At 59.0% G+C, this 14,011-nt stretch carries 13 protein-coding genes; 3 read left to right on the top strand and 10 right to left on the bottom strand.

Annotation, left to right across the window (positions count from 1 at the left end):
- Window positions 1-105: 105 nt before the first annotated feature.
- The 5 genes from AC2FJF_RS22470 to glyA all read right to left on the bottom strand — a co-directional run bounded on the left by AC2FJF_RS22470 (window position 106) and on the right by glyA (window position 5,609).
- Complete coding sequence (locus AC2FJF_RS22470) at window positions 106-528, bottom strand: universal stress protein (protein WP_496727253.1); 423 nt, start codon at window positions 526-528, stop codon at window positions 106-108.
- A gap of 78 nt (window positions 529-606) precedes the next feature.
- Window positions 607-1,977: an alanine/glycine:cation symporter family protein gene (locus AC2FJF_RS22475; RefSeq protein ID WP_108860658.1), complete on the bottom strand. Its 1,371-nt coding sequence runs from the start codon at window positions 1,975-1,977 to the stop codon at window positions 607-609.
- A 25-nt stretch (window positions 1,978-2,002) separates the two neighbouring features.
- Window positions 2,003-2,947, bottom strand: coding sequence for a lipoyl synthase (lipA, locus tag AC2FJF_RS22480; protein ID WP_496727254.1), 945 nt, complete (start codon window positions 2,945-2,947; stop codon window positions 2,003-2,005).
- Between the two features lie 14 nt (window positions 2,948-2,961).
- Entirely contained in the window at window positions 2,962-4,344 is a 1,383-nt protein-coding gene (gene lpdA, locus AC2FJF_RS22485) for a dihydrolipoyl dehydrogenase (RefSeq protein ID WP_496727255.1), read from the bottom strand.
- 11 nt (window positions 4,345-4,355) lie between these two features.
- Complete coding sequence (glyA, locus tag AC2FJF_RS22490; RefSeq protein ID WP_108860661.1) at window positions 4,356-5,609, bottom strand: serine hydroxymethyltransferase; 1,254 nt, start codon at window positions 5,607-5,609, stop codon at window positions 4,356-4,358.
- Between the two features lie 147 nt (window positions 5,610-5,756).
- On the opposite strand from glyA, the gene AC2FJF_RS22495 reads away from it, so the two are divergent.
- Window positions 5,757-6,359 carry a helix-turn-helix domain-containing protein gene (locus AC2FJF_RS22495; protein ID WP_058273647.1) on the top strand — a complete coding sequence of 201 codons (603 nt, stop codon included), beginning with the start codon at window positions 5,757-5,759 and terminating at the stop codon, window positions 6,357-6,359.
- 70 nt (window positions 6,360-6,429) lie between these two features.
- Here the strand turns inward: AC2FJF_RS22495 and AC2FJF_RS22500 are convergent, their stop codons facing one another.
- From AC2FJF_RS22500 to AC2FJF_RS22520, 5 genes are read right to left on the bottom strand one after another with little or no spacing between them, the layout of a single operon-like run.
- Window positions 6,430-6,813 carry a carboxymuconolactone decarboxylase family protein gene (locus AC2FJF_RS22500; RefSeq protein ID WP_058273646.1) on the bottom strand — a complete coding sequence of 128 codons (384 nt, stop codon included), beginning with the start codon at window positions 6,811-6,813 and terminating at the stop codon, window positions 6,430-6,432.
- Window positions 6,814-6,830: 17 nt separating this feature from the next.
- Complete coding sequence (locus tag AC2FJF_RS22505) at window positions 6,831-7,571, bottom strand: sulfotransferase-like domain-containing protein (RefSeq protein ID WP_496727256.1); 741 nt, start codon at window positions 7,569-7,571, stop codon at window positions 6,831-6,833.
- 24 nt (window positions 7,572-7,595) lie between these two features.
- Window positions 7,596-8,414: a hypothetical protein gene (locus tag AC2FJF_RS22510; protein ID WP_496727257.1), complete on the bottom strand. Its 819-nt coding sequence runs from the start codon at window positions 8,412-8,414 to the stop codon at window positions 7,596-7,598.
- 18 nt (window positions 8,415-8,432) lie between these two features.
- A complete protein-coding gene (locus AC2FJF_RS22515) occupies window positions 8,433-9,521 on the bottom strand; it encodes an aromatic ring-hydroxylating oxygenase subunit alpha (RefSeq protein WP_496727258.1) in 1,089 nt (362 codons plus the stop codon).
- A complete protein-coding gene (locus AC2FJF_RS22520; protein ID WP_496727259.1) occupies window positions 9,518-10,405 on the bottom strand; it encodes a MurR/RpiR family transcriptional regulator in 888 nt (295 codons plus the stop codon). Before AC2FJF_RS22520 ends, AC2FJF_RS22515 begins: the two co-directional genes overlap by 4 nt.
- A gap of 68 nt (window positions 10,406-10,473) precedes the next feature.
- On the opposite strand from AC2FJF_RS22520, the gene AC2FJF_RS22525 reads away from it, so the two are divergent.
- Both AC2FJF_RS22525 and AC2FJF_RS22530 read left to right on the top strand, forming a co-directional pair.
- Window positions 10,474-12,927 (top strand): FAD-dependent oxidoreductase, encoded by a 2,454-nt coding sequence (locus AC2FJF_RS22525; RefSeq protein WP_496727260.1) that lies wholly within the window; start codon window positions 10,474-10,476, stop codon window positions 12,925-12,927.
- Window positions 12,927-14,009, top strand: coding sequence for an alcohol dehydrogenase family protein (locus AC2FJF_RS22530; RefSeq protein ID WP_496727261.1), 1,083 nt, complete (start codon window positions 12,927-12,929; stop codon window positions 14,007-14,009). The genes AC2FJF_RS22525 and AC2FJF_RS22530 overlap by 1 nt, the downstream gene beginning before the upstream one ends.
- Window positions 14,010-14,011: the final 2 nt, after the last annotated feature.

Here is a 14,011-nt window from a genome sequence, read left to right on the forward strand (position 1 = left end):
ACAGGCATCTCCCAACCAGCAAAATCAACCAACTTACCGCCAAGTTCGACGTGCAAGTCATACAAGGGGGTGCGTTTTAAATCGGTCATATCTCTAGCCTTTCGATCAGCGAGATTGGTCACGAACGACCATGACAGTGCAGTGCGCGTTGCGTACGACACGGGCCAGGTTCGGGCCAATTTCATAATTCGGGAAATCGCCTTTGGTCGACGCCATGACGATCAGATCAAAGCCGTCCTTGTAGGCCAGCTTTAGGATTTCGCGGTAGACGCTGCCTTCTTCGATGTGAATTGCAACGTCGGAGGCATTGGCATGATCCAGAATGGCTTGAACCGCATTACGCACGTGCTCTTTGGCACCGGCGCCATAGTTGGCGGGCAGGTTCGGCAGCTGGATGATCTCGGGAATGACGGCAACCGCATGCAGTTCGGCACCGTAGAACTTCGCCTGTTCCAGTGCGACCGGCAGGGCCAGTTTCCACGAGCGGTCGTCGGTGTGGTCAATAGGCAGCAGGATTTTCGTGGCCATCACGTCTCTCCTCGAGATATGGAATTCTATTTCAAAGGCGGGGGGCCGGAATGGCCCCCCGTATTCTTCAGGGCCGGATTATTCGGCAGGCGTGCCGCCCGGCTCTTCGGATTTGCCGCCCGAGGCAAAGAACTCTTTCGTCAGTTTGAAGACGATCGGGCTCAGCAGGGCCAGGGCGATCAGGTTCGGAATGGCCATCATGGCGTTCAGCGTATCCGCCAGCAGCCAGACAAAGCCCAGATCCGCGGTTGCGCCGAAGTAGATCGCGACAATCCACAGAACGCGGTACGGCATCAGGGATTTAACACCCAGCAGGAACTCGACGCATTTTTCACCGTAGAACGACCAGCCGAGGATGGTTGTGAAGGCGAAGATCGACAGAGCGATTGCGATCAGAGCACCGCCACCCGGCAGCGACGTGGCGAATGCCAGCGAGGTCAAGGCCGCACCGGATTCACCGGAGGTCCATGCACCTGTGGAGATGATCGCCAGACCGGTGATCGAGCACACGATGATGGTGTCGATGAACGTACCCAGCATCGCGATCAGGCCCTGGTTGACCGGACCTTTGGTCTCGGCTGCCGCGTGAGCAATCGGAGCCGAACCCAGACCGGCTTCGTTCGAAAACACACCACGTGCCACACCAAAACGGATGGCGGCCCAAACGGCTGCACCTGCAAAGCCACCTTCGGCGGCGGACGGCGTGAAGGCGTAGGTGAAGACCAGTGACAGCGCGTTGCCGATCTCGCCGATATTGATGATCAGAACCAAAAGGCCTGCAACAATGTATGCAATTGCCATGGCCGGAACCAGTTTACCAGCAACCGCACCGATGCGGGTGATGCCGCCCAGAATAACGGCTGCGGTCAGGACCATCAGAACAACGCCGGTGACCGAAGTGTTTACGCCGAAGTTCGATTCCAGAACCTGCGCCACGCCGTTGGCCTGCACGCCGTTTCCGATGCCAAAGGCTGCAACTGCGCCGAACAGGGCAAATGCAACGCCCAGCCATGCCCATTTCGCGCCGAGGCCGTTTTTGATGTAGTACATCGGGCCGCCGACAAAATTGCCCAGCTCGTCTTTTTCACGGTATTTCACCGCCAGAACAGCTTCGGCATATTTGGTGGCCATGCCCACCAGGGCGGTCATCCACATCCAGAACAAAGCGCCCGGACCGCCCAGGAAGACAGCAGTGGCCACACCGGCGATGTTGCCGGTACCAATGGTTGCCGACAGCGACGTCATCAGCGCGTTGAACGGGCTGATCTGACCATCACCTTGGCCTTCGCGGCCAGCAAACAGCAGCTTGAAGCCGGTGCCGATTTTCAGGATCGGCATGAATTTCAGCCCGACCTGCAGGAAGAAGCCGACGCCAAGGATGAGGACCAGCATCAGCGGCCCCCATACGACGCCATTGATGGCTCCTACGATTGAATTTAACGCTTCCATGGTTTCCCTCCCATTTGCGTTTGGTTTATGCCCCGTTGGCGATGGCCCGCTGGCGGGCCTGCTTGAGGGCGGCAAAATCTTCGTCGGCGTGGAACGAGGAACGTGTCAGCGGCGTCGCCGACACATGCAAAAAGCCCTTGGACCTTGCGATCTGTTCCAGTTGGGCGAACTCCTCCGGTGACCAGAACCGGTCAATTGGATGGTGTTTTGGGGTCGGCTGCAGGTATTGACCCACGGTCAGAAAATCGACCTGAGCCGCGCGCAGATCGTCCATGACCTGACGCACGTCATTCAGGCTCTCGCCCAGGCCAACCATCAAGCCGGATTTCGTAAAGATTTCTGGGTTTGCGCGCTTGGCATCATCCAGAAGTCGCAGTGAAGTATAGTAGCGTGCGCCGGGGCGAACGGTCGGGTACAGGTGCGGAACGGTTTCCAGATTGTGGTTGAACACGTCCGGGGCAGCATCGAACACCACATCCGCCGCATCGCCTTTGCCCAGAAAATCGGGAGTTAGCACCTCGACCGTGGTGCCGGGGTTCTGATGACGCACGGCACGGATGGTTTGCGCGATATGCTCGGCCCCGCCGTCTGCCAGATCATCGCGATCGACCGAGGTGATCACTACGTGGCGCAAGCCTAGTTTCATAACCGCTGCAGCAACCCGGCCCGGCTCGAACAGGTCCAGTGCATTGGGGCGTCCTGTTGAGACGTTGCAGAAGGAACAGCCGCGGGTGCAGACTTCGCCCATGATCATCATGGTGGCGTGGCGCTTGGACCAGCATTCGCCGATGTTGGGGCATGCAGCCTCTTCACAAACCGTCGTCAGATTTTGGTCGCGCATCAGGCGGCGGGTCTCGTAATATTCGGGCCCGTCGCCCTTTTTCTTGCGAATCCACTTGGGCTTTCGCGGGATGACGCTGTCAGTCTTTTTGGCTTTTTCCGGATGGCGGGTGCGAAGCTGGATGGTCATCTGGCTGTTCCCTCTCAGGCGTGAATTGCGCGGCCCATGGCGTCCAGGCAGGCTTCCTTGACGGCCTCGCCCATTGCCGGATGCGCATGACAGGTTGAGGCGACTTCGGCGACGGTTGCGCCCTTGGTCATGGCCAGAACCAGTTCGGCGATTAGGTCACCGCCATGTGCGCCGCAGATATGCGCGCCCAGGATTTTGCCATTTGGGTCGGCCAGTACTTTGACGGCTCCGTCTGTCTCGCCAGTCGAACGCGCGCGTGAGTTGGCCATGAAGGCAAACTTGCCGACAGCGTATTCGGACCCGGCTTCTTTCAGCGCTTCCTCGGTCAAACCGACCGAAGCGACCTCGGGGTCCGTATACACAACGCCAGGAACGGTATTGTAGTCCACATGCCCGGTTTCACCGGCCAGCATTTCGACACAGGCGACGCCGTCTTCTTCGGCCTTGTGGGCAAGCATCGGGCCGGGGACACAGTCGCCAATCGCATAGATGCCGGGAACCGAGGTGCGGAACGACGTGTCCACCTGAATGAAGCCGCGCGGGTCAAGGGCTATCCCCAGATCTTCCAACCCAAGCCCGCGCGATACGGGGCGGCGTCCGACGGCGATCAGAACCTTGTCGGCTTCGATCACCTCTTCCTTGTCTTTGCCGACCCGGTCCAATGTCAGCGTCAGCCCAACGTTGGTTTTGTCGATGGTTTTCAGTGCGCGCCCCAGCTGAAACTTCAGGCCACGCTTTGACAGGGCGCGCTGTGCGAGTTTTGCTATCTCGCCGTCGATTCCGGGCAGAATGCGGTCAAGATACTCAACAACCGTGACCTTCGCGCCCAATCGGGACCAGACCTGTCCAAGTTCCAGGCCGATCACGCCAGCACCGACGACCACCAGATGTTCGGGAACAGCATCCAGCGCGATCGCTCCGGTCGAGCTTAGGATATCCTGCTCGTCAATCTCGATCCCGTTTAGCGGGGTTGGCTCGGAACCGGTGGCGATCAGGATGTTTTTGGCTTCATAAACATCGTCGCCAACTTTGACCTGCCCGTCGGAGGGGATACTGGCCCAGCCCTCGATCAGATCGACGCCGTTTTTCTTGAACAGAAACGCAATGCCCTTGGTCAGATCGCCGACGATCTTGTCCTTGCGCCCCATCATCGAGCTCAGATCGATGCTGGCCCCCTCGACAGCAATGCCATGGGAGGAGAGATGTGCAAGCTCGGCATATTTGGCCGAGGAGGTCAGCAACGCTTTGGAGGGTATGCACCCCACATTCAGACAGGTTCCGCCAAGCGAACCGCGGCCTTCAACGCAGGCGACTTTCATGCCCAGTTGTGCTGCGCGGATTGCTGCAACATATCCGCCGGGTCCGCCCCCGATGACGATTAGGTCGTAGATACTCATTGAACGGTCTTTCAGTAGATCGGGTGGCTGGCGCAGAGTGCGCGGACTTTTTCGCGGGTTTCGGCTTCGATCTTCGCGTCGCCCTCGGGGGATTGGGCCAAGGCCTCGAGCACGTCGCCGATCAGGTGACCGATCTGTTTGAACTCTTCCGGTCCAAACCCGCGGCTGCAGCCTGCTGCGGTACCCAGCCGGATACCGCTGGTCACGGTAGGTTTTTGCGGATCGCCCGGCACGCTGTTCTTGTTGCAGGTGAAACCGGCACGCTCCAGCGCGGCTTCTGCGTCTTTGCCGGTCACGCCCAGCGGGCGCAGATCGACCAGCATCAGGTGGTTTTCCGTGCCGCCCGAAACGATGTCACATCCACGCGCCATCATGACGTTTGCCAGCGCCGATGCGCTATCCACAACGCGTTGCATGTAGTCCTTGAATTCGGGCTTTAGCGCCTCGCCAAACGCGACAGCCTTACCGGCAATCACATGCATCAGGGGGCCGCCCTGAAGGCCGGGGAATACGGCCGAATTCATCTTTTTCGCCAGCGCCTCGTCATTCGTCAGAATGATCCCGCCGCGCGGACCGCGCAGGGTTTTATGTGTGGTCGAGGTAACCACATGCGCGTGGCCGATAGGCGAGGGGTGCAGCCCGGTTGCGACCAGACCGGCGATATGTGCCATATCCGCCAGCAGCCAAGCGCCGACCTCATCCGCAATGGCGCGGAAGCGGGCGAAATCGATCTTTTGCGAATAGGCGGATGCGCCAGCGATGATCAGTTGCGGCTTTTCGGCTTTCGCCAGTTCTTCGACCTGATCATAGTCAATCAGACCGGCATCGGTCAGACCGTACTGAACCGGGCGGAACCACTTGCCGGATTGTGCTGGTTTGGCACCGTGCGTCAGGTGGCCACCCGCATCCAGTGACATGCCCAGGATCGTGTCGCCGGGGCTGAGCAGGGCCAATTTAACAGCGCCGTTTGCCTGCGCGCCCGAATGCGGCTGAACGTTTGCGTATTCGCAGCCGAACAACTGTTTCAGACGGTCGATGGCCTCGGATTCAACTTCGTCTACAAATTCGCAGCCGCCATAGTAGCGACGACCAGGGTACCCTTCGGCGTATTTGTTGGTCAGGACTGACCCCTGCGCGTCGATCACAGCTTGCGAGACAATATTCTCGGACGCGATCAATTCGATCTGTTCAGCCTGACGTTTGCCTTCTCGCGCAATTGACGCTGCGACAACCGGATCAGCTTCGGTAAGCGACGTTTTGAACATGGTTTCCTCCTCAGGCACCGAATCCTCAGTACGAAATTTTGTTTCCTATAGTGGAAATCGTGCAGATAAAGCAACATATATCTCACATTTGTGAAGTTGTGTGGTTTGAGGGAAATCTGTAACCTCTGATAAAACAGGGAGATTTTTATGGGCGACGAGACTCGCGGTGATGTTTCCTCACCGGAAGATCAGGACGAAGGTGAGGTTCTGGGGCGTTCCATACGCGATGCACGACGTGCAAAAGGCTGGACTTTGGAGGAAGCTGGACGCGCGGCGGGAATCGGTCGGTCCACGCTGTCGAAGATCGAGAACAACCAGACGCGGCCAAGTTTCGACATCGTGCGCAGGCTGACACAGGCGCTGGATATGAGCACCCCTCAGCTGTTTCTGCAGTCCGGGCAATCGGGGATTTCGGGAAGGCGCGACTTTACCCCGAAAGGTGAAGGCGAGATAAAAAGCACGCCGACCTATTTACATGAATTGCTGTGTCCCGAGCTGACCAGTAAGAGGATGCTGCCCTATATCGCGACAATCAAAGCCCGCGACCTGTCGGAGTTCGAAAACTGGATCCGGCATACGGGTGAAGAGTTCATGTATGTCATCAGCGGCGAGTTGATCTTTGTATCAGAGCATTATCGCCCCCTGCCGATGAAGGCTGGTGACTCGCTTTATTATGACAGCGGGATGGGGCACGGGTGCATTTCAACCAGTGAGGAAGATGCGAAAGTGCTGTGGGTGTCACTCGAATAAGCACGACGCACAAGGCATGAATAAAAGCGGCCCCAGCGGCCGCTTTTTTTTGGATAAGACGGTCACCGGGTCAGGTGTGGCCCAGTACCTTGCGGGCAACGCGGAAACACTCCAGCGCTTGTGGGACACCACAGTAGATGCCAATCACGTGGATGATGGCTCGGATTTCCTCGGGCGAGACGCCGTTGTTGATCGCGCCTTTGCAGTGAATTTCCCATTCATGCATCTTCCCAAGCGCGCCGATCATGGACAGGTTCATCATCGATCGCGTTTTGGCATCGATCACGTCATCGCCCCAGCCAAACCCCCAGCACCACGCCGTCATCGCTTCTTGAAACGGGCGGGTAAAGTCATCGGCCGCCGCTAGGTTCTTTTCTACATATTCCGCACCAAGCGTGTTCTTACGCTGCTCCAGGCCTTTCAGGAACAGGTCCTCGTCAAAAATGTCTGCCATGTTTTCTCTCCGGTGTATCAGCCAGTCAGCCGATGTTTGTACAGATGGTCGTAGTGGGGTTTCATCCGGCGGTACACCTGTTTGACCCGATCCGGCGCGTCCGAGATCGAGATATGTTTGCGGGGCTGCGGAGCCAACCCCGTCGAATTGGCCAGATTGGCGTGGAACGACCCGCCATCCCACCAAGAGTGCGCGGATGGGTCGCCACCGGGTTCCCAACTCAACGCGTCTTCCAGAAACGGGATGCCGACCGCTTCGCAAAAGCGTTCGGTCATGGCGTGCGGGTCTTCCAGCAGGTCATCACTGTCGATAACAGGTGGGGGCGTGCCGTTCAGGGCTGTAACCAGATCGAACAGGGCCCGCTGTTCTGGAAAGCCGACCTCACCTTCGGCGAAGTCGGGCCATTGTTTGTACATTGAGGTTATCGTTTTTGCCGGATCGCGGATCAGGAAGGCGTGGTTGAAATTCGACAGGAACTCGGCGTCCCACATGTGATTGATGTAATGCGGGAAATCCTTGATGAAGACAGACCTCTTCTGCGCGCGCGCCTGAATGTCGGCCCAAACCGTGTCCAGTGTCAGGCCCGGTGTCGTCACGTCCTCCGGCTGGAACCTGTGCCACAGCGGGTCTTCACCCTGATACCACGCTTCGCCAAAGGGTTCGTGCAGACAATCCAGATCTCCGCGCTGTCGCATCATCCATTCAAAAGCAGTGGACGTAGAGCGGGGCACCGCCCAGAGCGCGAGGACTTTGTTCATGTCGATGATCCTTTGAAGTGAAGTTTATAGCCGCCCCAGAAGTTGCCCGCGGGGTGTTTCCGGCGCGAGGTTGAGGGATTTGAAGATGCGCCAGTACAGCGCGATGTCGTGGCCGATCACCGGTTTGCCAAGCGCGGCCTCAAGCGTATCCGCCAGATGCAAGGGGCGCTGTGGCAGGCCATTCGGCCCCGTGCGGAAATTGCACATGCCGTTGATCAGGATCGCATCGGCCTGCGGGGCCTGCTCGGCCACGTATTCGAAGCTTTTCATCGCGATATCACCGTCAAAAACCCAGCGGTAGGAATTGACCTCCTCCTGGCTGCTGAACCATCCCTGATCGTGGAAATTACCGGCATACAGCACGTCGAACCCGGCTTCTTTTAGAAATCCGACGGTGCCCCGCCACCATTCAGGCCAGTGGTAGGCCGCGTTCAGGGCGACCTTTTCGACATTCATCTCGCGCAGCGCTTCGACCATGGCGTAACCGGCCATGTGGAACTGTGTGCCGTACTTGTCCGACAGATCCGCGCAATGCTGCCGGACCCCTTCGACGCCTAACCCACAGGCGTGGACCCAGTTCGAACCGACCTGCCCGCAAACATCGACGCCGTTGCGGGACATACAATGGACGAAATCCTCGAGCATGCCGAAGTTCTGTTTCCGCTGGTTCAACCCGTGCACGTAGTTCGGGACGTGCAGCATCCAGCCATGCACACCGACCGTTTCAGGGCACATGCGCAGAAAATCCGACGGCGCCGCGTCAAAGTCGAAGGGCGGGCTGGTAAAGCCGACCTGATAGGGAAACAGCTTGTGTTCGGGGCGCCAGTCTTCAGGCATCAGCATGGGCGGGCCACCTCATCACTAGTCCACCGCCTCGCGCATCCATTGCTGCAAACGGGCAATCGAGTGTTCCGACATCACGCCACAACCCGGGTCCAGCACCAGCGGGCCGGGGCGGTAACCGCGGGATTTCAGGCCGCGGTGAACGGATTCAACGAGGTGGATATCTTCTTCTACCGTGGTTTCGCGGTCCTGCACGGCCAGTTGCCGGATCACCGCACTTTCCGAGCCGCCCTCGGTGTACCAGCCGCGCCAGACGGTGCAGTGGTCGGCATCGACCGCGCGCCAGTGATAAGTGTTGAGCACATTGCCCGGGTAGCACTGGAACGAGAACATGGGCCACAGGAACCACGACTGATAATCGCCCGCATGGGGCACCGACAGATCGATGGGGTAGGTCATCTTGTCGAGGCTCTGACACTCTGTCGTATGGCGCAGGACATAACCACCCCCTGCGTCGGGCTGGATGTCATAGGTCTCGGGCTTGACCACGCCTTCCGCAAAGGTCGGGTGGTTGGTCGGGCAGTGATAGCATTCCGAGTAGTTCTCGATGCTGACCTTCCAGTTGCAGTTCTCGGGGATCTTGACCCATTCCAGTGGTTCCAGATCGTCGATATGCGGAACAAAGGCGCGGATTTCCTCGCGCACGCCGGGGTACCATTCATCCATCGGCGCGGCGTCATCGTCGAGATTGACGAAGATGAATCCGTTGAACACCTCGGTCCGAACCGAGTTCAAGCAGATGGCACTGCGGTCAAAGCCGGGTACAGATTTGATGTTCGGCCCGGCGCGCAATTGACCGGACAGCTCATAAGTCCAGGCATGGTAGGGGCAGACCACGACCCGAGTGTTGCCTGCGCCCGTCACCATCTCATGTGCGCGGTGCTGGCAGACGTTGTAAAAAGTTCGGATTTCCCCGTCGCGGCCGTGAATGCAAAAAAGGTTCTGTCCAGCAATCTCGAAGGTGAAGTAATCCCCTGTCTCGCGCACCTGGGCGACGTGACCTGCAAATTGCCACGTTCGGGCCAGTAATCCCTGCATCTCTTGCTCGAAGATCGCTGGGTCAGTGTAATACCGGGCGTCCAGTGAATGCGTCAGAGGTGCGTTCATTCGGGTTCCTCCGCGTAGAGGCCAAGCTGGTGGCGGCGTTGGTGAAATCGTTCTACCCGCTCGACGATCTCATCGCTGGAAACGGCAATCACAAAGGACAGCAGCGTTTCCAGCAAGGCGATGGTCGAAACCGAGGACGGAAAGAACTGTGGTGTGTCGGCGGCAACGACAAAACCGTGTTGTGCGTTCAGGATCACCGGGCTGGCCGGGCTGTCTGAAATGCCGATGACGGTCATTCCCTGTTGCCGCGCCAGTTTGATCGCGTCGATCACTTCGGTGCGGTAGGGATGGCAGGTGATGGCGATCAGTACGTCCTGCTGGTCAGCCCATGCCAGATCATCCACCGGAGTAGAGCCGGGACGCGGGATAGCGTGGAACTGTTTCATGCCGGTTGAAGCCAGATAGGTGAAATTGCGTGCGTTCGAATTGTTGACGCCCACACCCAGTGTGAAAATCTGGCGACAATTCCAGATATCCTCGGCTGCGGACTTAAGATTAGCGGCGTCAATCCCGGCAAAGGTTTCTTCGATATTGCGGATCGCGGCGCCGATCATATCGGCATAGAGGCCGCCCAGTTCCCCTGACTTGCCGATGTCCTGCAACCAGCGGGCGCGGTCCGGAAATGACACTCGTCCCTGCCGGATCGCATCCCGGAACGGGGCGCGAAAATCTTCGTAGCCCTCGAACCCCACCTGCCGCGCCATGCGGACAAACGTGTTGGGTTTGACTTTCGCCGCCTCGGCGATCTCTCGCACGGTAGAAACTCCAACATCGGTTGGGTTTTCCAGCACGTAACGCGCGGCCTTCTGCGCTTCGGGCGTAAGGGCGTCCCATTCCTCGGACAGGCGATCCAGAACAGTTGATGATACATTTGTGTCATTCATGATTGACGATGGTACATTTGTGGAATTAGCCTGTCGAGCAGAAACGCGACTCGGGAAGAGGAAAAATCATGTCCGAGAAGAATCTGCCGTCGCATGCCCGCGTGGTGATCGTGGGCGGAGGTGTCATGGGAGTCGGTCTGGCCTATCATCTGGCGCATGAAGGATGGGGCGACGACACCATCCTGCTTGAAAAGGCCGAGCTGACCAGCGGCAGCACCTGGCACGCCGCTGGGCAGATCACGCATTCGACGTCCAGTTTTGGGTTGGGTAAATGCGTCGACTACAACATCAGTTTGTATTCTGGCCAGCTAGAGGCCGAAACCGGCCAGCCGGTGACGTGGCATGGCTGCGGATCGTTCCGTCTGGCCTATACCGAGGACGAGATGGACTGGTTGCGTCACACCCTGTCTGTGGGCCGGTCGCTGGGGTTCAACATTGAGCTGGTCGGACCTGAAAAGGTGGCCGAACTGCACCCGTTCTACAATCTCGAAGGCGTGTTGGGTGCACTGCACACGCCTGATGACGGGCATGTGGACCCGACCAACGTCACCATGGCAATGGCAACTGGAGCGCGGCAAAAGGGTGTACGCATCTTCCGCAACTGCCGCGCCATCAACATTACGCAGGCCGAGAATGGCGAGTGGGTGGTAGAGACCGCACAGGGCACCATAACTTGTGAGCATGTGGTGAACGCTGGCGGCACCTATGCCCGTCAGATGGGCGAATGGTCGGGGCTGCAACTGCCCATGACCTCGATGACCCACCATTACTTCGTGACCGAGCCGGTGCCCGACTTCCAGAATCTGGACAAGGAACTGCCCGTGATCCGCGATGACCGCAAGGTCTCGGGCTACATCCGGATGGAGCAGCAGCGCGGCCTGATCGGGATTTACGAAAAAGAAAACCCGAACTCGGTCTGGCATGATCATTGCCCCTGGGAATACGAGAACTGGCTGTTCGATGCGGATTACGACCGGGTGATACCCTGGCTTGAAGAAAGCCTGAACCGGATGCCGATCTTTGCTGATCTGGGCATTCAACGTGACGTGCATGGGGCGATTTCGCACCCGCCCGACGGCAACCCGCTGATCGGGCCAGCGCCGGGTGTTCGGAACTATTGGTGTTGTTGCGGGACGCAGATCGGCATCGGCTGGGGGCCAGGTCTGACCCGCGAACTGGCGCGCTGGATGGTGCATGGGGCGGCCGATATCTCGATGCGCGAATTCGACCCGCGCCGGTTTGGGGCGTATGCCACCAAGGATTGGCAGGTGATCAAGGCCGAGGAAGACTACTGCCTGCGCCATGAAATCCCTTTCCCGCATTTCAATCGTCTGGAAGGCCGCCCGATCAAGCCATCGCCGCTGTATGAGCTGCTGAACTCCAAAGGCGCGGTGCATGAAGAGGTCTATGGGTTCGAACGCCCCCGCTGGTTCGCGCGGGATGGGGTTGAGCAGCACGATCACTACTCCTTCCGCCGCACACCGGCAGACGACATGGTCGCGGCTGAAGTCAATGCGGTGCGCGAACAGGTCGGCATCATGGATGTCACCGCTTTCACCAAGGTCGAGGTTTCGGGTCCAGACGCCCACGCCCTGCTGGACCGGTTGACCGCCAATCGGATGCCGCAAAAGGTGGGCTCGATCACGCTGACCCATATGTTGAACCGACGCGGGCGGATCGAATTGGAAACGACGATTGTCCGCAAGGCCGAGGACCGCTTCTACCTGGTCTGTGCGGCCTTCTTTGAACAGCGCCTACTGGATCATCTGGCACACGAGCGTGCCGGTGAGGATGTACAGATTACCGCGCTGTCCACCGACTGGTCGGCCTTGTCGCTGAACGGTCCCCGGTCACGCGACGTACTGTCCCGCTGCACCGATGCCAATCTGACCAATGCCGGGTTCCGCTGGCTGTCCGCGCAGGAGATCACCATCGCAGGCCACAAGGTCTGGGCCTTCCGCATGTCCTATGCAGGTGAGCTGGGATGGGAACTTCACATGCCCAATGCCGCCTGTCTTGACGTCTACAACGCGCTTTGGGCCGCGGGTGAGGCGCATGGCATCACCGACTATGGCAGCTTTGCCATGAATGTGATGCGGATGGAGAAGGGGTTCAAGGGCGCGGGCGAGCTGACCAACGAGGTCACCTTGGCCGAGGCTGATGTGCTGCGCTTTGCGCGTACGGACAAAAGGTATCTGGGCAAAGACAAAACCCTGAACGCTGACTTGCCGTGGGTGTGTGCCTATCTCGAAATTGAGCCGGATGGTGAAATTGACGGCCACGGTGGAGAAGCGGTGATGCTGGATAGTCGTGTCGTGGGTTCAACAGCCTCGGTCGTCTATGGGCACACGGTCGGCAAGATACTCGCCTTTGCGTACATCAAGCCCGAGGCTGCTGCCCCTGGCACCGAGTTACAGGTCGTGATCCATGGCCAACCCCGCGCGGCCTGTGTTCTGGGCGAACCAGCCTATGATCCGCAAAGCCTGCTGCCCCGCACCGACGCTATTTTGGAGACTGCATAATGAGCTTGCCTGACAGAATGAAGGCCATGGTCACGATGGGCCATGGCGGCTTGGAACAAATGGTGCTGCACAAAGACTGGCCGCGCCCGGATCCCGCAGCCGGCGAGGTGTTGATCAAAGTCGCAGCCTGCGGGCTAAACAATACCGACGTCAACACGCGATCCGGCTGGTACTCAAAAACCGTGACCGATGCAACGACGGGCGACGCGTTCGAGGAAGTCAGTGACGAGGATCCTACCTGGGGCGGCGCGCCCATCACTTTTCCCCGGATCCAAGGGGCTGATATCTGCGGGGAGGTCGTCGCCGTGGGAAAAGGCGTCGACCCCGGGTTGATCGGTCAACGTGTGATCACCGATGGATGGCTGCGCGACCCGTCTGATCCGGGCAATAAGGACAAAACCGGCTATTTCGGCTCGGAACGGGACGGTGGGTTCGCCGAATACGCCACGACCCTGGCGGTTAACGCGGTGCCGATCCGGTCCGACCTGTCGGATGCCGAACTGGCAACGTTCTCGTGTTCCTATTCGACTGCCGAGGGCATGCTGACCCGCGCCAACGTCACCGACGCCGACACGGTTCTGGTGCCCGGAGCCTCGGGCGGGGTTGGCGGTGCCTTGGTGCAACTGGCCAAACGCCGGGGTGCCCGTGTCATTGCACTGGCGTCAGAGGCGAAACACGCAGACGTGGCGAAACTGGGCGCGGACATGATCCTGCCACGCGCTCCGGAAAACCTGCGTGCGGCGCTTGGCAATGAAAAGGTCACCGTTGTAGCCGACGTGGTTGGTGGCCCCTACTGGCCCAACCTGATCGACATTCTGGAACGTGGGGGGCGCTATACATGCTCGGGCGCGATTGCCGGGCCCATGGTCGAATTTGACCTGCGCACATTCTACCTGCGTGACCTGACCTTCACCGGCTCTACCGTGATTGATCCGCAGGTGATGCGTAACATCGTTCAGTATATCGAGGCCGGTGAGATCAAGCCCGCCCTGGCCGCGACATTTCCGCTGGAAGAGTTGCGCGAAGCGCAAGCCGCTTTCATTGCCAAGCAGCACACCGGCAATATCGTGGTGATCCCATGACG

It is taken from the genome of Ruegeria sp. CDSB013 (assembly GCF_059611165.1).

Coding starts and splice junctions, on each gene's coding strand:
- AC2FJF_RS22500 (WP_058273646.1), bottom strand. CDS start 6,813: ATGGCAGACATTTTTGACGAGGACCTGTTCCTGAAAGGCCTGGAGCAG.
- AC2FJF_RS22495 (WP_058273647.1), top strand. CDS start 5,757: ATGGGCGACGAGACTCGCGGTGATGTTTCCTCACCGGAAGATCAGGAC.
- AC2FJF_RS22505 (WP_496727256.1), bottom strand. CDS start 7,571: ATGAACAAAGTCCTCGCGCTCTGGGCGGTGCCCCGCTCTACGTCCACT.
- AC2FJF_RS22530 (WP_496727261.1), top strand. CDS start 12,927: ATGAGCTTGCCTGACAGAATGAAGGCCATGGTCACGATGGGCCATGGC.
- lipA (WP_496727254.1), bottom strand. CDS start 2,947: ATGACCATCCAGCTTCGCACCCGCCATCCGGAAAAAGCCAAAAAGACT.
- AC2FJF_RS22470 (WP_496727253.1), bottom strand. CDS start 528: ATGGCCACGAAAATCCTGCTGCCTATTGACCACACCGACGACCGCTCG.
- AC2FJF_RS22515 (WP_496727258.1), bottom strand. CDS start 9,521: ATGAACGCACCTCTGACGCATTCACTGGACGCCCGGTATTACACTGAC.
- AC2FJF_RS22520 (WP_496727259.1), bottom strand. CDS start 10,405: ATGAATGACACAAATGTATCATCAACTGTTCTGGATCGCCTGTCCGAG.
- glyA (WP_108860661.1), bottom strand. CDS start 5,609: ATGTTCAAAACGTCGCTTACCGAAGCTGATCCGGTTGTCGCAGCGTCA.
- AC2FJF_RS22475 (WP_108860658.1), bottom strand. CDS start 1,977: ATGGAAGCGTTAAATTCAATCGTAGGAGCCATCAATGGCGTCGTATGG.
- AC2FJF_RS22525 (WP_496727260.1), top strand. CDS start 10,474: ATGTCCGAGAAGAATCTGCCGTCGCATGCCCGCGTGGTGATCGTGGGC.
- lpdA (WP_496727255.1), bottom strand. CDS start 4,344: ATGAGTATCTACGACCTAATCGTCATCGGGGGCGGACCCGGCGGATAT.
- AC2FJF_RS22510 (WP_496727257.1), bottom strand. CDS start 8,414: ATGCTGATGCCTGAAGACTGGCGCCCCGAACACAAGCTGTTTCCCTAT.